This is a genomic window from Xanthomonas euvesicatoria pv. euvesicatoria (assembly GCF_020880415.1).
GTDB classification, from domain to species: Bacteria; Pseudomonadota; Gammaproteobacteria; order Xanthomonadales; family Xanthomonadaceae; genus Xanthomonas; species Xanthomonas euvesicatoria.
In genome coordinates this window covers 37,567-55,872 of record NZ_JAJIUJ010000015.1, presented here as the reverse complement: position 1 = coordinate 55,872, position 18,306 = coordinate 37,567, and the positions used below count along the sequence as shown (strand labels likewise).

The following is an 18,306-nucleotide window of genomic DNA, read 5'->3' as shown; positions in this document are numbered from 1 at the left end:
GGCGACGCATGCGTGCGCGGCGCACCACGTCGCGCCGCAGGACCTCTCTGCCTTTGCGCGTGCGCCGCAGCAACGCCTACCATCGACGTTTTGCCGTTGCCGGAGATCTCGATGAAGCTGCGTCACGCCGTACTGCCCCTGTGTTTGCTGGCTGCCCTGCCAAGCCTTGCCGCTGCGCGCGGTTTCGATGTGCGCGACATGGTGGCGCTGGACCGGGTGTCCTCGCCTACGCTCAGCCCGGATGGCAGCGTGGTGCTGTTCGCCAAGCGCCAGGCCAAGACCGCCAATGGCAAGCCGGCCACCAGCCTGTGGGTGCGCAATCTGCGCACGCGCGATCTGGCGCCGCCCAAGCGGCTCACCCCGGAAGGATGGAACGTCAACAGCCCGGCGTTGTCGCCGGACGGCAAGACGGTGTACTTCCTCAGCAGCAAATCCGGTAGCCAGCAGCTCTACGCGCAGCCGATGGCCGGCGGCACGCCGCAGCAACTCACCGCATTTGCGGTGGACGTGGACAGCTACAAGCTCTCGCCGGACGGCAAGCGCATCGCCTTCAGCGCGGGCGTGTTCCAGGACTGCGGCTCGGACCTGGGCTGCACCAAGAAGAAGCTGGGCGAGCTCAAGAACAACAAGGCCAGCGGCGTGGTGTACGACCAGTTGTTCGTGCGTCATTGGGACACCTGGAACGATGGCCGCCGCAACACCCTGTTCGTGGCCGAGTTGCCTGCGGCCGGTGCCAAGGCAGTGGTCGGGGCATCGGCGATCAGCGCCACGTTGGCCGGCGACGCGCCGTCCAAGCCGTTCGGCGGCAACGACGATTACACCTGGTCGCCCGATGGCAGCAGCGTGGTGGCCAGCGTGCGCATTCCGCAGCCGCATGGCCCGGAGGCGAGCAAGAATGCCAAGGCCAGCGGCAAGCCCACCGGCAACGACGAGCCGTGGCAGACCAACTTCGATCTGTACCGCCTGGATGCGACCGGCAAGTCCGCGCCGGTCAACCTGACCGCGGCCAACCCGGCCTGGGATGCCGGCCCGGTGTTCAGCACCGACGGCAAGACGCTGTACTACCGCGCCATGAAGCGCCCGGGCTTCGAGGCCGACCGCTTCGGCCTGATGGCGATGGATGTGGCCAGCGGCAAGACGCGCGAGATCGCGCCGAAGTGGGACCGCTCGGCGGGCGAGATCGTGTTGAGCGAAGACGGTGCCAGCCTCTACACCAGTGCCGACGAACTCGGCGAGCACCCACTGTTCAAGATCGATATCGCCAGCGGCGAGGCGACCAAGCTGGTAGGCGAGGGCAGCGTGCACGCCCCCACGCTGGCCGGCAATACGCTGGCCTTCACCCGCAGCTCGCTCAAGAGCGGCGACCAGATCTTCGTCAGCGACACGCAAGGCCAGGGGCTGCGCGCGATCAGCCAGAGCGCTGGCGAATTGCTGCCGGACGTGCAGTTCGGCGACTACGAGCAGTTCCAGTTCAAGGGCTGGAACAACGACACCGTGCACGGCTACGTGGTCAAGCCGTACAACTACCAGCAGGGCAAGACTTACCCGGTGGCGTTCCTGATCCACGGCGGCCCGCAGGGCAGCTTCGGCAATGGCTGGAGCAACCGCTGGAATCCGCAGACCTACGCCGGCCAGGGCTACGCGGTGGTGATGATCGATTTCCACGGCTCCACCGGCTACGGCCAAGAATTCACCGACGCCATCAGCCAGCATTGGGGCGACCGCCCGCTGGAAGATCTGCAAAAAGGCTGGGCCGCCGCGCAGAAGCAATACGGCTTCCTCAACGGCGACAAGGCTTGCGCATTGGGCGCCAGCTACGGCGGCTACATGGTCTATTGGATGGCAGGCAACTGGAATCAACCATGGAAGTGCCTGGTCGACCACGACGGCGTGTTCGACAACCGCACCATGGGCTATGCCACCGAGGAACTATGGTTCAGCGAGTGGGAAAATGGCGGCACGCCGTGGCAGAACCCGGCCGGCTACGAGAAGTTCAACCCGGTGCTCCACGTAGACAAGTGGAAGGTGCCGATGCTGGTCATCCACGGTCAGCAGGATTTCCGCATTCCGGTCGAACAGGGCCTGGCTGCCTTCACCGCGCTGCAGCGCAAGGGCATCGATTCCAAGTTCCTGTATTTCCCGGACGAGAACCACTGGGTGCTCAAGCCGGATAACAGCATCCTGTGGCATGACACCGTCAATGGCTGGTTGAAGCAGCATATCGGTCAGTGACGGACGACCGACACGCCGCCAGGCGCGGCGTGTCGGTTGCTTGAGCGAATGCGTTCCCTGGGCGATGGGCGTTGTCGAAGTCAGCGTTTTGGCAACCGCATCCTGCCCGTTGCGCCTGGAGTGCTAGCGCGCCGACTGCGCGCACCGCCAGAGCACGCAGCCGCTATTCCACCTCGCATCTGCCGCGCGTGCACTGCAGTCTTGCCGGCAGTCCATGCCCACCTGATACCTGCGCAGCGCTAGCCGCGCTTGGCCAGCTGGCCTTCCACGATGTCTAGAATTTCCGACACCGCAATCCCGAACGAGCCGGCACGCCCGGCGTCGAACGCGGCCTTCCACTCGGCATACCCGGGCAGATACGCCTGATTGGGCGTGCTGTCGCCGACGTGTTCGGCAGCGCTGCGCTCCAGCGTCTGTGCAATCACCGGAATGTGCGGCAGCGTGTCCAGCGTTCCGTTGGGCATTCCCGCATGACGGACCTGGACCTCGCTGATGGTCACGTGCAGGATCTGGCCACCCTGCGGATGCGTATCGATCTGGTTGATCAGCAGTAGCGGCGTTTCGGCGGCACTGCGCCCGCGGCAGCGCCATAGCTGGCCGACTGCATAGGTTGAAGACGTTGGGGTTGAAGCATTGGCAATGGCCATCGGGAACTCCGCGCGCAAACCGCAATGATGCAGCTTGCTTGCGACGATGGCGACCGGATCGGCGGTGGACGCGCTGATACCGATGAGTCCGCCGGCGGCAATCGTCGATCCGGAGCGTCTGGCCGTTCCACTGACATTCCGCGCGCTGGATGAGTACGCTTGACGTGAACCGCTTGCAACGCCGCGGTGCAGATCACGGGCCAATGCATCCCAAATGCAATTGCCGCAGCGCATCACAGGCATGTCAAACTAGCGCATCTTCCTCTTCCAAGTTCCCTGCCAGGACCGCAAGGACCGTTTGCATGCGCACGTCGTTCCGCCCCGCATTGTGGGTAATCGCTCTGATCTGCAGTCCCGCCCTGGGCGCCGCGTCGCGGCCTGCCGTTGCGCCCGCGCGCGCCCCGGTGGCGGTTGCGTCTTCCGAGCAAGGCGGCGATACGAGCGTGCCATTGCCGGCCGTGCTGAAATCCGGCATGGGGTATCGCGCGTTTGCGCAGGCGGTGATGGAGCAAGGCTGGCAACTGGTGGATCCCCTTGCGGCCGATAGCTGCATGGCCGCGGGCGACTGCGAGATCGAGTTCATCGCGCCCGGCGGCAGCGCGCGGCTGCGCGTGCAGGTGGGCTCACAGGCCGGTGCGGCGGTAGTGCAGAGCTGGCGTGCGCGACAGGTGCCGCTGGATCGCATCGGTAACCCGACCGCTGCGGCGGGAGATGCCAAGCCTGCACCGGCGGCAGTGGACGCAGGCAACACCTCGCGCTGAGTCCTCCGGCCGCAGGCCGATCGCGCATGCGGCGTATCATGGCGCGGCAGGGGCGAATCGTTTCGATCGCGCGCCTGGTTTGATGCGCCTTTCCCGGTCTCGAGCACCTTGCCCTGCATGAACCCTCTCGCATGAAGAGCATCGATCCTGCCGATCTTGAAGCGTTGTTCGATGCCGTGCCGGACGTGTTGTTCTTCGTCAAGGATCGCGAGGGCCGCTACACCCACGTCAACCAGACCATGCTGCGGCGGCTGGGGCTGAAATCGCGCAAGGACCTGATCGGCAAGCGTGTTGCCGAGGTCTATCCCAGTGGCCTGGGCGCCAATTACGCCAATCAGGACGAGCAGGTGCTGGCCGGCGAGGTGATCGACAACCTGCTGGAGCTCCACCTGTTCGCTAACCGTGAGCCTGGCTGGTGCCTGACCTGCAAGCGTCCGTTGCTGGTGAATGGCAAGGTGCAGGGCATCATCGGCATCTCGCGCGATCTGGGCCCGCAGGACGGGCACGAATCGCAGTACGAAAAGCTGCGACTTGCGCTGGCGTATCTCAACGCCAATTACGCGCAGAACGTCCGCATGCAGGCGCTGGTGGAGATCACCGGGTTTTCCATGTCCAAGCTGCAGCGCTCGTTCCGCAAGGTATTCCAGCTCACGCCGCAGCAAGTGTTGGCCAAGCTGCGTCTGCAGATGGCGATGCATCTGCTGCACGGAAACAAGAGCCTTACCGAAATCGGCCACGCTTGCGGCTTCAGCGACCAAAGCGCGTTCGCGCGGCAATTCAAGCAAGCGGTCGGCATGACGCCGCGCGAATATCGTGCGTTGGCGAATGCGCAGCAGTTTTCAGCCGAACCAGTGTAGAGGGCGGGGCGATCTCAACGTGCATGCGCAAGACGTGCGTTGAGCCTGAAAATTCTCTCGAACTGCCTGATGAGGTTTCCGAACAAGGGCTTGCCATGGATAGGCGTCCACCGGATCTGCAACATTGCGTCGTTTCTTGATTCCTGAGCGTTGTGCCGATGATTCAAAGGCATCGGACATGATGACGGGTCTTGAGAGGTGCCCAAGTTATTGGGAGATGCCTTGACCGCCTCGTCTGGTCATTGAACAACTGCATGCGCAGCCGGCTCGTCTTCGTCTCAGTCACCACGCATTCGCGCCGCATGCAAACCGCGCCGCATTCGGTGGTTTACTAAGGCAGCGATGTCACGCACATCGACATGAGTGGGTCGTGCTTCCTGCGTTGAAACGGCAACACGGTTTTCGCTGCACGTCATCCGCAATTGCATGATGAACAATGCCGGGTCGAGCCAGCAGTGAGTGAGGCAGGCACTGCAGCATGCAACACGATGAGGCAGGCGGTTCGAGCGCCATGGCACGGGTCACGCGGTGACTGCGCCACGCAGTGGCAACACGCATCGCTGCCGGCTCGCAAGGCCTGGCGTAAGGCGCCGCCACGTTCCACGCACATTCCGGGACGGGGAAAACTGGGCGCGGTGTGCGAGCAAATCGAATGGCGATATCGGAGGATGCACCGTGCCTAAAATTGAATCGACCAAGCAGGCCCCACCGGATCCCGCGCAATTGATTCAAACTGCACCGACACCATCGGGCTCGGGATCAGCCGCAAGTAGCTCTGCCGCCAGTGCGGCGCCCTCAGCGCAACTCGGCGGACTTTCCATCAGGCCGCGACGGCTGGGCCGAGCCTCCAGAGCCAATCTTCCAGCGGCATCGTCCACCAACGCACAGGACGTCATGGCGGCGCTCTTTGCCGCGGCGCCAGTTCCGCAAGGGCCAGATCCTTTCGAAGTATTGAGCAAGGCCTCATCCAGGCTGAAACGCTTCAACGACCTGGCACAAAAACGTGACGCACCAGCGGATATCAGAGCGCTGGAAGCAAGACTCGAATCCGGAAAGTCTGCGATCGAATCCGCTCGACAAGCCTTGCAGGCGCTGGCCGAGCTGAATATCCAAAAACGCATGCCGGTCGACAACGTCGAAGAACACGAGAATTTCCTGGTGCCGCATTTCGCAGTAGCCGCCTCGCTTCACTACGGCGCATGCGAGAAGATGATCGATCAGAAAATGGCCACCGAATTTGGCCATGTGAATACCCAAAGGGTCGAGATGGTGGTGTTGTCCGCTGACGCCATGCGTCTGCAGCAACCGGGACCATGGCTTGCGTTACGCGGGCATCTTCTGAATGCGCTTGCAGCGATGGAGGAGGTTTGCCAGCGCATCAGGTCGCCGATGACGGGTCAGGGGCCGCGTGACTCGCTCAATGACCATCTCCCGGTCGTCAGGGCGATGATGGGATCGTGCCATGAACGGATGCAGACCGTCCGCGGAATGCTCGTCGAAATACATTCAAGGCGACTTGCCGATGAGGCCAGCGAGTGCGGCCTGCCCCAGGTGCTTGACGGACTGAGGGAACTCGAAGAAATCGACAGCCTTCACCATGCTGAGGTGGGCGAAGCGCTCAAGCATGTGATCCAGGTCCATGTCGAACGCTTTTCCTCAACCGAGCATTCGCTCACCCCGGAGGGGCTGGCCCGGTGCAAAAAGGTACTCGTCGGATACGCCGAGATACGCGGCCGAGCCGGGATGCAGCTGTGTGTGGATGCCGCCGCGCTCATCGAAGCAGGTGAGCATGCCAGAGATCATCTATGGCCAACGATGCTCGATCTTGCACAGGCACTTGCCGACCAACGTCAGGCGATTGTTGACATGTGTGAGTTCGCCGTCCAGGACAGACAGCTGATTGGCGCAGCAGCGGCCTCGCCCGGGCAGGCACCGGCGTCGCTAACATCAAGCGTGCCGACAACCACGACGACAACAGGCAAATCGAGCCGGCCGCGCAGGGCACGCGTGCGCACGCCTGATGCTTCCAGCTCGGCGGCAGCGCCCGCGCGGCGGGTCATGGACGAGCGCAGCGCAGCGCAAAAGCAGGCCGACGAGATACTGAAAGGCACGCGTCTGGAGTCGTTGCCGGTAGCAGAACTCGGGGGCGATTTCATCGCGCTCGCCAAGCGCCTTGGCAAGGACACCACCGACGTAGAGCGGCTGATCGGCGACTCCAGATATGACGCGGCGACGGCCTTCGATTCTGCCAGGATCACCATGCAGGGCTGGTTCGGATCCAGTGAGCGTGTGCTGCAGCTCAAAGGCAAACTCCGTGCAGGAGACGCGCGCATCGACCACCTCGACACGCGGCTGCGTCTTCTCCAGAGGATCGAGCACGATTTCAAACGGCGCGAAGCCGATGCGCTCAAGACCGATCCGCAGCCACGTGCGCCGCATCTGGAGCGCCTGTTGGCGATGAATGGACTGGCACGCGTCACGTCGCCGCGCCGCCTTCGCTCGGAGGACGACATTGGCGACCGTGGCAGGCTATTCGAAGTGCGTATCGATCACACGCCGCAGTCGAATGGAAACATCCCGCGGCCCTGGTTCGTCCACGTACATGCCAAAAGACCGGTCACCCCCCGACGCGCTGCGCGCGCTCGACTATAAGGACTTGGCCGCCGTCCACTTGAAGACGGAGAGAGAAGTCAACCTGGGCGCACGCTGGGAGGAGATGATGCGCGCCCTCGGAAATACCGAGGCCAAGGTGCACCGGGCAACCATCGGCTCCAAGCTGCTTGGCCAGCTTTGGGTGGCTGGCGCTGGTGGGCAGCGCTAATCACGACACGTCGCCTGTCCTCACCAAGGAAGAGATCCTCGAACACACGGCTCAAGGCTCCACGGATCGCTCAACGTGAGTGGCCAGTTGCAGCGGGCCAGGCAGGGACCTGAAGACGGTGAGCATCTGATCGAGGCAATTCGGCGGGCAGGGAGCTCGGTCTTTTTGCCCGCCAACGCCGTGCGGAATGAAGCCGGTGTCGACGCGCGAGCCCGTGCACGCGCAGGCATTGGCGCGCGGCCAGGCGTGGTTCGCCTGACCGTCGCCGTGGGCGGTACTGGTATCGCGCACGTGCAGCCCGTGGCACGTACTGGTCGCAACCGTCATGTCCGGGATTTTTGAATCACATTGCTGAGGAAGGAGGAATTGCGTGCCAACACCTGATTCACCAGCGCGGCATCCGGCATCCAACCCGCGCCAGACATGTCTTTCAGCTGAGCGCCCAACGAGCGCAAGGAGGACGTGGCGGAGTCTACATCGAGCGCGGCGTACCACTGCTTGACCATTTCCACTTCAGGCGTGGCTTGCCAGGCAAGCGCCTCGCGTATCGCCTCAATCACCATGGCATGTACGCCATCCAGGCCTTTCGCATAACGGCTGCTCATCACGCTGGCATCAAGCAGCACTTGCAGCGCCCGTGCCGGGTTCTGGACGACGTCTCCCCAACCATACCGAAGCGGCTCTCGTGGATTTGCCGGGGTATCTTTCTCCCGGTCGTAGCGAAAGCCGGTTACGTCAATGCTGACGACCTTGTGGCGTGCATCTTCTCCGGGAATGACCAGCATATTGTCAGGGCCCAGATCAGACGCTTCGCCCAGGGTCAGCCTGGCCAGCAACGAGGCGAACAGCCCGTCCAGACCGCTGTGGCGCAAGGTATCGATCAACGCCTGTTTGCCCGAACGAAGATTGACCGGATCGTTGATCCGCGCAAGCAGCGCGTGGTCTGCGGCGAGTTCATCGGCCTGCGCACCGCTGCCGGCTGCGCTTTTCACACGGGCAGCGGCTTGCTTGCCTGCGCAAGCGAAACGTCAGGCGGCAAGAACGCCTTGGTCAGGAATGTATCCAGCGGCTCTGCATCATGAATCAGTCGCGAGGCGATGAAGGCGTTGTCGGGTAGTGTCAGCAGCGATGAGTCCGGAATGTGTTGCCGCGGAAGATGGCGTGCCTGTAGCGCGTTGACCAAATCCTGTGCGGCAGCGACGTTGATGATGTCAAACAAGGCCGGGATGCCAAGCGGATTGCGTAGACGAGGATCTGCAGCAACCAGGCTTTCGTGAATCTCGCAGACATCGTCGATGTCCAACGCATCCGTCTTCGCTTTTTCCGTCAATCTCTTACCTTTTTCGGTATCGAGAAAGGCATGGAAGGCCAGTGTCAGCCATTGCTGCGTGGCCTGCTTGTCCATGCTGCCCTCAAGCAGCCTGGCTGCCGAGCCGACGATGTAGCCCAAGCGTTTGTTGGCCTCCGCGCCTTGCCCCTTCGCGCAACATTTCACTGCCTGACCCAGCAGGCTGCGCGAAATTCCGGTTTTGACAAGATGCTCCTGGCCATCGAGCATCCCGACCATGCCCACATCGCTGCCTCCCAATGTCGCCTTGGAGCGCGAGAAGACAACAGCGCTTTCGGACAGGCTCATCGGGTGGCGATGGCCGCCGATGTCGGCCCTGGTGGCTAGAAACGCGATAGGCCGAATGATCGAGAATAGAGGTCTATCCGGGCGATTTACGACGGGAGCCGAGGCAGGCGCGCCGATGCTCCTGCTGCCGCGGCGTCCGGCATTACGCAATCGAGCGCGGTGGCTGTGCTGGTCCGCGCCGCGCTGCGGCGGGGCGTTAGTCCAGCCAATCGGGCATCAGTGCGGTGGTGCCGATCGTCGTCGGTCGCCGGGCTGCGTGGTAACGCCGCGTCATCGGCTGCAGGAAGCGGCAAGTTTGCTGCGCCAGAGGTCGGGGTGATCCGAGATTCCATACCGTGCTCCAGTGACTAGCGGCACATTCTGCAATGCGGCCAATCCCAAGCAACGCCAGTTGGCGTAATCGTCATCCGGGAAGCGAATAGCGACCGAGCGTCGTCATCGACGCGACCTACATGACCTTGGACGGGAGCGACAGGTAAACCTCGCTCGCGTCAGGGTGCTCCATCGCGGCCTGGTAACGAACATCGCGCAGTGCGCATGCTGGTTGCGCGATCGAAGCTGTGGCTAACGCGAAACAGCTAGCGCTTGACGTGGAAATGCGCAGTAACCTGCCGCTACCGCGCAAACGCGCGGTAGCGGCGAAAACTGAAGGGTTGGGGGCCGTCAGCGCGGCGAATGTGGCGTGCCTCGGTTTCAAACCCGGGTACCTGGTCTTCCCACGGTTACGCCAGCATGCGCACCTTCGGCTCGCGTGCCCACTGGCGGGTTTTCGCTGCGGTAATGAATGCCTTGGTATCGGCGGCCGGAACGACGCCCGCATCCTTGCCGACGTTGCCGGCCTTCAACAACAACTGCGCGCCTTCGTCGAATGCGATGGCTTTCAGATGCGCCCAGGCAAAGCTCACAAAATCCAGCGCCGCCGATTCGCGTGTCAGCAGCTTGGCCGCTTCCGAGGACAGCAATACCGCCACCGCGTCGAACACCACCGAAGGCGTCCCAGCCAGCTGCCCATCGGCGGCCAACGGCTTGCCGTCGCTAAGCTTGGCGCCGCCGAGCTTGGGCGCAACGATCTTGACCGTCGCACCCGCAGCTTCGGCCGCCTTGCGTACGGCCTTGATCGCCGCGGCATCGGAGCCGTCGTGAATCAGGATGCCCACCGTGCGCCCTTTCAGGGTGTCCTTCATCTTGCCGATGACCTGCAAGGCAGGCGAGAGCGGCATGTCGATCGGCGCCACTGCAGCCGGCGGTGCTGGCGGCAGGGCGGTCATGCCCATGCCATCGGCCACACGTTGCGCCAGCTCCTGGTCGATATGGCGCAGATGACCCACGATGGCCTCGCGTACGTGGGCGGTTTCCACCTTCGACAGTTCGAACACCAATGCCGAGGCGATATGAGCCTGTTCCGGTGCGGTCTGGCTGCGGAAGAACAGCCGCGCCTGGCTGTAATGGTCGGCAAAGCGTTCTGCACGCACCCGGCCCTTGGTGCCTTCTTCGGCCGCAGTTGCATGGCTGGGGAAACCACGCAGCGCTTCACGCGGCGCATCGGCCTGCAGCGAACTGGGCTCATAGGCGACGCGGCCCTTGGGTACGCTCATCTGCATGTGACCGTCGCGCTGGTTGTTGGCGAACGGGCACTTGGGTGCGTTGATCGGAATCTGATGGAAGTTCGGCCCGCCCAGGCGGCTCAGCTGCGTATCCAGATACGAGAACAGGCGGCCTTGCAGCAGCGGGTCGTTGCTGAAGTCGATGCCGGGCACGATGTTGGCCGGGCAGTAGGCAACCTGCTCCGTTTCGGCAAAGAAGTTGTCCGGCCAGCGGTCGAGCACCATGCGGCCGACGATTTGCAACGGCACAAGCTCTTCGGGAATGACCTTGGTCGAATCCAGATGATCGAACGGGAACGTTGCTGCCTGGGCTTCGGTGAACAATTGCACGCCGAGTTCCCACTCGGGGAAATCGCCGTTCTGGATTGCTTCGAACAGGTCGCGGCGGTGGAAATCCTGATCGGCGCCGGCGATCTTGACCGCCTCGTCCCAGATCGTCGATTGCAGGCCCAGCTTGGGCCGCCAATGGAACTTGACGAAGGTGCTTTCGCCCTTGTCATTGAGGAATCGGAAACTGTGGATGCCGAAACCCTCGATCATGCGGAGCGAGCGCGGAATGGTGCGGTCGCTCATCGCCCACATCACCATGTGCATCGATTCGGGTGTCAGCGAAATGAAATCCCAGAACGTGTCATGCGCGCTGGCAGCCTGCGGGAAGCCCCGGTCCGGCTCCATCTTCACCGCATGAATCAGGTCCGGGAACTTCATCGCATCCTGGATGAAGAACACCGGGATGTTGTTGCCGACCAGATCCCAGTTGCCTTCCTTGGTGTAGAACTTCACCGCAAACCCGCGCACATCGCGCGGCGTATCCACCGAGCCGGCGCCGCCTGCGACAGTGGAAAAACGGGTGAATAACGGGGTCTTTTCGCCCACCTCGGTAAAGATCTTGGCGGTGGTGTACTGGCTCAACGACTTGGTGAGCTCGAAATAGCCGTGGGCGGCACTGCCGCGCGCATGCACGATGCGCTCGGGAATGCGTTCGTGATCGAAGTGGGTGATCTTTTCGCGCAGGATGAAATCTTCCAGCAACGTCGGGCCGCGCGGGGTGGCGCGGAGCGAATTCTGGTTGTCACCTACCGGAATGCCCTGGTTGGTGGTCAGCTGCGGGTGCGTGCCGCCTGCCTTCTGGTGCAATTCATCGCCAGTACCGCGCGACCCATCGACGGTGGTGTTGGCAGGTGCGAGGGCAGGGACCTGCGCGGATTTGCTGGGGGACTTGGCCATAGGAACTCCACTCTGGCGGGCTTGGGATGCGGGCTGAGCAATAAAGCCTGGGAGTGGCGCTGTTAATTGCATGTGTCTGCTTGCGAACGAAAACTCACATGTGCAGCAAACATTGCGCGACGTCGCAGTTGCATGTTGCAGCGATCACGAGCACGCACACGCGCAGCCGTGCAGATGCGCAGACAAGCGGGCGCGACTATCCATGTTTTACAGCAGATCCAGCGGCTGTTTGCGGGTAGGCGGCGCGAAGGCGCGATCGATCTCGGCAAGATCGTCTGCGTGCAATTGCAGCGTGCAGGCCGCGGCATTGGCACGCACATGCGCCGGCGTTCCGGATTCGGGAATGGCGATGACATTGCCGCTGCGGATCGCCCACGCAAGCGCCACCGCGGTGGCTGCAACGCCACGACGCTCGCCGATGGCGTGCAAGACCGGATGATCCAGCAACGCGCGGCTGCCAAGCGGCGAATAGGCCATCACGGCCACCTCGTGCGCGGCGCACCACGGCAACAGGTCGAATTCGATACCGCGGCTGCCAGCGTGGTACAGCACCTGGTTGACCAGGCAACGCGAGCCGCCATCGATTGCCCAGAGCTCCTCCATGTCATCGACATCGAAGTTGGACACGCCCCAATCGCGGATCTTGCCGGCATCGCGTAGTGCTTCGAATGCATCCACCACTTCGGCCAGATCGCTGCCGCCACGCCAGTGCAGCAAATACAGATCCAAGGTGCGCACCCCCAGCCGTTGCAGGCTGGCTTCGCAGGCGCGTGCGATTCCGCGGGCGCTGGCATTGCCGGGCAACACCTTGGACACCACGTAGGGCGGCTGCGCACGGCCGATGGCCTGGCTGATCAGTTGCTCAGAGCGGCCATTGCCGTACATCTCGGCGGTGTCGATCAGCTGCATCCCCAATTGCTGACCGAGTTGCAGCGCCTGAATTTCCTGCTCGGGCGCATGCCGGCCCTGGCCCAGGTTCCAGGAGCCCAGACCTAATGCGGGCACGCGACGCCCGTTGCGCAGGCGCACCTGTGCGCAGGAAGGGGAAGACGATTCGGACATGATGGGTTCCTGTCGCGTTGGAATGAGGGTGGCGGTCGCATCACACCGATCGCCCTGTCACGGCGACGATGGCTGCACCGATGTTGTCGCAGTGTCTGCACGCGCATCCCAGAACGCACAACGATGACGCTGCACGAAGTCGGGCGTTGCGCCGATCCTGTGCGGCGACAGTGTCAGCGGCGTGTCGCCATCAAACAGCGGCCACCGCGGCCGCCCGCCACCGTTGGGATCGCCGGTGCGCGCGAACGCACCCCAATAATCCTGCACCGTATTGGCAAACGCCTGCTGCGCCGGACTGAACTGCGCCCGGCCACTGAGTACCCACGGGCGCTGAAACAGATACACCAGTTCAGAGGCGTGGAACGCGCCCAATGCAGGCGAAAACGGCAGGCGTAACAGACCGTACGGCGCGTGCGGGTCGTCGAACTCGTAGGCGTACACCGGCGCATGCGTGCGCAATGCCTGCCCCAGCCGGCGTGTGGGGCAGGCGAAGCCGCCATCGGTCACGATGTCGGCGAACGCCTCCCAGCGCGATTGCGCGGCAACGGCTGCGTATTGCGTCAGCACCGGGGCTGGAGAGGCATGCATGCGTTGCACGCGCGCTTCATATCCGCCGCGCAGGTTGAGCTTGCCGATGTAGGACAGCAATTGCGCAAACAAACGCCCTTCATCGCGATTGGTGCCCATCAGTACCGGCACCTGCGCATGCCGACCGCTGGCGATTGCGGCGGCCGGCGGCAGCGGCAACGCCTGGCCGCCGGACATCGGCGCCCACGCATCGCTGCCGGTCAGGCCGCGCCGTTGTGGTACTGCATCGGCCAGCGTTTCGGCCGGCAGTGCGCGCAGGCATGCGGCAACATCGTGCGTGCGTGCGCAACCCAGGCGTTGCGCCATGCGGACGCCGCCACTTTCTGCCTCGCGCTGTGGCACGCTGGAATCGCTCGCCAGGCAACTGCCGCTTTGCAGGATGGCGCGTTGAAACAACCCCGCCGCGCCGGGCGAGGCGAGCTGATAACAGATGCTCCACGCACCGGCCGATTCGCCGAACACGGTGACGTTGTGCGCATCGCCGCCGAACGCGGCGATATTGCGTTGCACCCAGCGCAAGGCCGCTTGCTGGTCGAGCAATGCATAGGCGCCTTCGCCTTCGCCACGCAGGCCTGGATGCGCGAAGAAACCGAACACGCCCAGCCGATAGTTGGGTGCCACCACAATGACATCCTGGCGCGCAGCCAACGCGCTCAGGTCGTAGTCGACATTGCTGCCCAATTCCAGCGCACCGCCATAGATCCACACCATCACCGCGCGTGGATGCGCTGCTGCCGGGCCGGGCGGTGCGTAGACATTGAGCGTGAGGCAATCTTCGGACACATGCTTCTGCCCGAAGCGATAGCGCGGCAGGCAGGCCGGGCCGGCCTGGGTGGCATCGCGGACCTGCGTCCATGCGGCTGGCGGTTGCGGTGCGCGAAAGCGCAGTGCACCCACCGGCGGCGCCGCGAACGGCACCCCCAGGAATGCCCGACCCTGTGCACTGGCCACACCGCGCACCGGGCCGGCCGTTGTCTGCACCACTTCGGCACGCGCATCGGGCGCGTGCACCAGCGCCGGCACTTCGCCGGGACGGCGCGGTGCGCAGCCAATCAGCAGGCAGGCTGCCACCAGAACGGCACCAAGAAAGTTCAGTTCACGCATGCGCCAGGGTCTGCTGTGGGATGAAAGCGTCCGTCATCATCCTGGTGGCACGTGTAGGCCAGGAAAACGGCTGGCAGCGCGCTGGGGCGTGTATGGCATCCGGGCATTCACACGCAGCGCAATAAAAAACCCAGCCGTGTCACCGGCTGGGTTTTGTTGGCCATCGCGGGTGCGGCGATCAGGCCTCGACGTCTTCCTTGTATGCATCCACCGGGATGCAGGCGCACATCACGTTCTTGTCGCCGTAGACGTTGTCCACGCGCGCCACCGGCGGCCAGTACTTCTGCTGCTTGAGGCTGGGCAGCGGGAAGGCGGCCAGTTCGCGCGGGTAGGCATGCGTCCACTCGCTGGCCGACACCTGCGTTGCGGTATGTGGCGCGTGCTTGAGCGGGTTGTCCTCGCGGTCAAGGCGGCCGTCTTCGATGGCGCGGATCTCTTCGCGGATCTGGATCATCGCGTCGATGAAGCGGTCCAGTTCATGCTGCGATTCGCTTTCGGTCGGCTCCACCATCAGCGTGCCGGCGACCGGGAAGCTCAAGGTCGGCGCATGGAAGCCGAAGTCGATCAGCCGCTTGGCGATGTCCTCGGCGCCGATGCCGCTGGTCTTCTCCAGCGGGCGCACGTCGAGGATGCACTCGTGCGCCACCAGTCCGTTGCGGCCGGTATACAGCGTCTTGTAGTGCGGCGCCAGGCGCTTGGCGATGTAGTTGGCGTTGAGCAATGCCACTTGCGTGGCCTTGCGCAGACCGGCGCTGCCCATCATGGTCACGTACATCCAGCTGATCGGCAGGATCGAGGCCGAGCCGTAACTTGCAGCGCTCACCATGCCGACATCGCCTTCGCCGCCCAGCGTCTTCGGCAAATACGGGGCCAGGTGGGACTTCACCGCACACGGGCCCACGCCCGGGCCGCCGCCGCCGTGCGGAATGCAGAAGGTCTTGTGCAGGTTGAGGTGCGAGACGTCCGAGCCCCACTTGCCGGGCTTGGCGACACCGACCAGCGCGTTCATGTTGGCGCCATCGGTATAGACCTGGCCGCCATGCGCATGCACCGCTTCGCAGATCGCCACCACGTCTTCTTCGAACACGCCGTGGGTGGACGGGTAGGTGATCATCAGCGCCGCCAGGCGGTCGGAATATTTTTCCGCCTTGGCGCGGATGTCATCCACGTCCACATTGCCGTTGGCATCGCACTTGGTCACCACCACGGTCATGCCGCACATCTGCGCCGACGCCGGGTTGGTGCCGTGCGCCGATTCGGGAATCAGGCAGATATCGCGGTGCGCTTCGCCGCGGGAGCGGTGATAGGCGCGGATCGCCAGCAGGCCGGCGTATTCGCCCTGCGCGCCGGAGTTGGGTTGCAGGCTCACCGCGTCGTAGCCGGTGCACTCGACCAGCATCGCTTCCAGCTCGTCGATCAACTGCGCGTAGCCGGCAGACTGCTCGGCCGGTGCAAGCGGGTGGATCGCACCGAACTCCGGCCAGGTCACCGGGATCATCTCGGCGGTGGCGTTGAGCTTCATCGTGCAACTGCCCAGCGGGATCATGGTGCGATCCATCGCCAGGTCCTTGTCGGCCAGCGAGCGCATGTAGCGCAGCAGCTCGTGCTCGCTATGGTGGGTGTTGAATACCGGGTGGGTCAGGAACGGGGTGGTGCGCAGCAGGCCTTGCGGCAATGCGTCGGCGGTGGCGGCATCGAGCGCGTCCACATCCGCCTGCGCACCGAACAACGCAGCCAGTGCGACCACATCGGCGCGCGTGCTGGTTTCATCCAGGCTGATGCCGACCGCTTCGCTGTCGATCGCGCGCAGGTTGATGCCGGCCGCACGCGCACGCGCGTGGATGGCATTGGCATCGATCGCCTTGACGTGCAAGGTGTCGAAGAAGCGCTCGCCGACGGTAACGCCGGCGCTGCGCAGTGCCGCCGCCAGGATCGCGGCCAGGCGATGGGTGCGTCGCGCAATGCGGGTCAGGCCGTCGGGGCCGTGGTAGACCGCATACATCGACGCCATCACCGCCAGCAGCACCTGCGCGGTGCAGATGTTGGACGTGGCTTTTTCGCGGCGGATATGTTGCTCGCGGGTCTGCAAGGTCAGGCGATACGCCGGGTTGCCGGCGGCATCGATCGACACGCCGATCAAACGGCCCGGCATCGAGCGCTTGTAGGCATCGCGGCAGGCCATGAACGCGGCATGCGGGCCGCCGAAACCGAACGGCACGCCGAAGCGCTGCGAGTTGCCGACCACGATGTCGGCGCCCCATTCCCCCGGGGCGGCGATCAGCGTCAGTGCAAGCAGATCGGTGGCCACCGCGACCAGGCCGCCTTGTGCGTGCACGGCGTCTGCCAGTGCAGCGTGATCGCCGATATGACCGAAGCTGTCCGGGTACTGCAGCAGCACGCCGAAGCACTCGGCCTGCAGCGCTTCTTCCGGCGTGCCGACGCGCAGCACGATGTCCAGCGGCTCGGCGCGTGTGCGCAGCAGTTCCAGCGTCTGCGGATGCACTGCGTCATGCACGAAGAACGTGTTGGACCTGGACTTGGCCGAACGCTTGGCCAGCGTCATTGCCTCGGCCGCGGCGGTGGCTTCGTCCAGCAGCGAGGCGTTGGCGATCTGCATGCCGGTGAGGTCGGCGCACAGGGTCTGGAAGTTGATCAGCGCTTCCATGCGGCCTTGCGAAATTTCCGCCTGGTACGGTGTGTAGGCGGTGTACCAGGCCGGGTTTTCCAGGATGTTGCGCAGGATGACCTTCGGCGTGTGGGTGCCGTAGTAGCCCTGGCCGATGAAGTTGCGGAACACGGTGTTCTTGTCGGCGATGGCGCGGATCTTGGCCAGCGCTTCTTCTTCGGTGATCGCCTCGGGCAGCGCCAGCGGCGCCGGCGACTTGATGTTGCCCGGCACGATGGCATCGGTCAGCGCATCCAGGCAGGCGTGGCCGACCACGTCCAGCATCTGGGCGATTTCCGCGTCGTTGGGGCCGATATGGCGCTCGACGAACGCGCTGTGGTGTTCGAGGTCGCGCAGGGAAGACGGGGTCTGGGACATGGCGGGCATCCGGAGTAGGGGCAGACGAATGGTCGACCCGCATCACGGCCGGTATGACGCGCATGCGCGCACCACGACCTGCCGCAGCAGCAGTCTTCCTCGCGCCCCTCTGTCCTTTTGCCTGAGAGTTTAAAAACGCGGCCTGGCCCGCGGCCTGCCTGCGTTTCGTGCCCCTTCGGCGCCGGCATCGGCCGGTCTCTCCAGAGTTGTACTGCGGATGGTATCGGGCCTGAGCGATTACGGGCTGTTGCGCCTTCGGCAGCGGCAGTGCCGCTTCTCCCACCGTGTTGCCTGGCTAGTATAGCCAGCGTCCAGCCGCTTGGCGAAACGCTTTTCGGCGCCATGAAATGCCAAAGGCCGGGCGAGTCGCCTCATCCGGCCTCCGGGGTTTGAGCGGCGCTGTTCCCTCCGCTACCGGGTGGTCCGGCAACGGCAGCGCCCGCTCGCGACTGCCCGCGCAGGCGGATCAGTGGTGCCCGTTCTTGGGCGGCGGATCGTGCTTGGTATTGGCGCCCGGCGGGGGATAGTCCCCACCGCCGACATGCTTCCACAGACGCTGGTCCAGGGGCTCCAGCTGGCCCTTGGCCCCGGCGGGCCGCTGCAGCGCTTGCGCACCATTGGTTGGCGATTTTTTCGACAGATTCATGTTGACGTCCTCACGGGTTTTCCCTTCGTACGCAGCGTCACGCCGCCCGAAGGGACGACTGCGTGACCGCCTCGGCCA

9 protein-coding genes, 2 pseudogenes and 1 riboswitch are annotated in these 18,306 nt (G+C 64.1%); of the genes and pseudogenes, 4 read left to right on the top strand and 7 right to left on the bottom strand.

The features are described from left to right. The first annotated feature begins 111 nt into the window (after positions 1-111). On the top strand, positions 112-2,232 hold the full coding sequence (locus tag LN450_RS01905) for an alpha/beta hydrolase family protein (RefSeq protein ID WP_011346709.1): 2,121 nt from the start codon (positions 112-114) through the stop codon (positions 2,230-2,232). A gap of 239 nt (positions 2,233-2,471) precedes the next feature. Here LN450_RS01905 and LN450_RS01900 read toward each other — a convergent pair whose 3' ends face one another. After that, the gene (locus tag LN450_RS01900; protein ID WP_372178235.1) at positions 2,472-2,897 is read right to left on the bottom strand and encodes a hypothetical protein; all 426 of its coding nucleotides are present in this window, start codon (positions 2,895-2,897) and stop codon (positions 2,472-2,474) included. A gap of 284 nt (positions 2,898-3,181) precedes the next feature. On the opposite strand from LN450_RS01900, the gene LN450_RS01895 reads away from it, so the two are divergent. From LN450_RS01895 to xopP, 3 genes and pseudogenes are all read left to right on the top strand, one after another. Further along, entirely contained in the window at positions 3,182-3,640 is a 459-nt protein-coding gene (locus LN450_RS01895) for a hypothetical protein (RefSeq protein ID WP_011346711.1), read from the top strand. A 131-nt stretch (positions 3,641-3,771) separates the two neighbouring features. Then, complete coding sequence (locus tag LN450_RS01890; protein ID WP_011346712.1) at positions 3,772-4,497, top strand: AraC family transcriptional regulator; 726 nt, start codon at positions 3,772-3,774, stop codon at positions 4,495-4,497. A 675-nt stretch (positions 4,498-5,172) separates the two neighbouring features. Next, positions 5,173-7,318: pseudogene (gene xopP / locus LN450_RS01885) on the top strand (type III secretion system effector XopP). Positions 7,319-7,641: 323 nt separating this feature from the next. On the opposite strand, the pseudogene LN450_RS01880 reads toward xopP, so the two are convergent. From LN450_RS01880 to raxX, 6 genes and pseudogenes are all read right to left on the bottom strand, one after another. Beyond that, positions 7,642-8,876 (bottom strand): annotated as a pseudogene (locus LN450_RS01880) (type III secretion system effector protein). 800 nt (positions 8,877-9,676) lie between these two features. Continuing rightward, positions 9,677-11,785 carry a catalase gene (locus LN450_RS01875; RefSeq protein WP_011346717.1) on the bottom strand — a complete coding sequence of 703 codons (2,109 nt, stop codon included), beginning with the start codon at positions 11,783-11,785 and terminating at the stop codon, positions 9,677-9,679. A 207-nt stretch (positions 11,786-11,992) separates the two neighbouring features. Beyond that, on the bottom strand, positions 11,993-12,847 hold the full coding sequence (locus LN450_RS01870) for an aldo/keto reductase (RefSeq protein ID WP_011346718.1): 855 nt from the start codon (positions 12,845-12,847) through the stop codon (positions 11,993-11,995). 57 nt (positions 12,848-12,904) lie between these two features. Beyond that, the gene (locus LN450_RS01865) at positions 12,905-14,539 is read right to left on the bottom strand and encodes a carboxylesterase/lipase family protein (protein ID WP_011346719.1); all 1,635 of its coding nucleotides are present in this window, start codon (positions 14,537-14,539) and stop codon (positions 12,905-12,907) included. Positions 14,540-14,717: 178 nt separating this feature from the next. Then, the gene (gcvP, locus tag LN450_RS01860; RefSeq protein WP_046935913.1) at positions 14,718-17,591 is read right to left on the bottom strand and encodes an aminomethyl-transferring glycine dehydrogenase; all 2,874 of its coding nucleotides are present in this window, start codon (positions 17,589-17,591) and stop codon (positions 14,718-14,720) included. 90 nt (positions 17,592-17,681) lie between these two features. After that, positions 17,682-17,796: riboswitch (glycine riboswitch) on the bottom strand. A gap of 252 nt (positions 17,797-18,048) precedes the next feature. Further along, entirely contained in the window at positions 18,049-18,228 is a 180-nt protein-coding gene (raxX, locus tag LN450_RS01855; protein ID WP_014089614.1) for a RaxX family RiPP, read from the bottom strand. Positions 18,229-18,306 lie beyond the last annotated feature (78 nt).

Excerpts from the sequence above, each read along its gene's own strand:
- LN450_RS01905 (WP_011346709.1), top strand. The coding sequence starts at position 112 with ATGAAGCTGCGTCACGCCGTACTGCCCCTGTGTTTGCTGGCTGCCCTG.
- LN450_RS01895 (WP_011346711.1), top strand. The coding sequence starts at position 3,182 with ATGCGCACGTCGTTCCGCCCCGCATTGTGGGTAATCGCTCTGATCTGC.
- LN450_RS01890 (WP_011346712.1), top strand. The coding sequence starts at position 3,772 with ATGAAGAGCATCGATCCTGCCGATCTTGAAGCGTTGTTCGATGCCGTG.
- LN450_RS01875 (WP_011346717.1), bottom strand. The coding sequence starts at position 11,785 with ATGGCCAAGTCCCCCAGCAAATCCGCGCAGGTCCCTGCCCTCGCACCT.
- LN450_RS01870 (WP_011346718.1), bottom strand. The coding sequence starts at position 12,847 with ATGTCCGAATCGTCTTCCCCTTCCTGCGCACAGGTGCGCCTGCGCAAC.
- LN450_RS01865 (WP_011346719.1), bottom strand. The coding sequence starts at position 14,539 with ATGCGTGAACTGAACTTTCTTGGTGCCGTTCTGGTGGCAGCCTGCCTG.
- gcvP (WP_046935913.1), bottom strand. The coding sequence starts at position 17,591 with ATGCCCGCCATGTCCCAGACCCCGTCTTCCCTGCGCGACCTCGAACAC.
- raxX (WP_014089614.1), bottom strand. The coding sequence starts at position 18,228 with ATGAATCTGTCGAAAAAATCGCCAACCAATGGTGCGCAAGCGCTGCAG.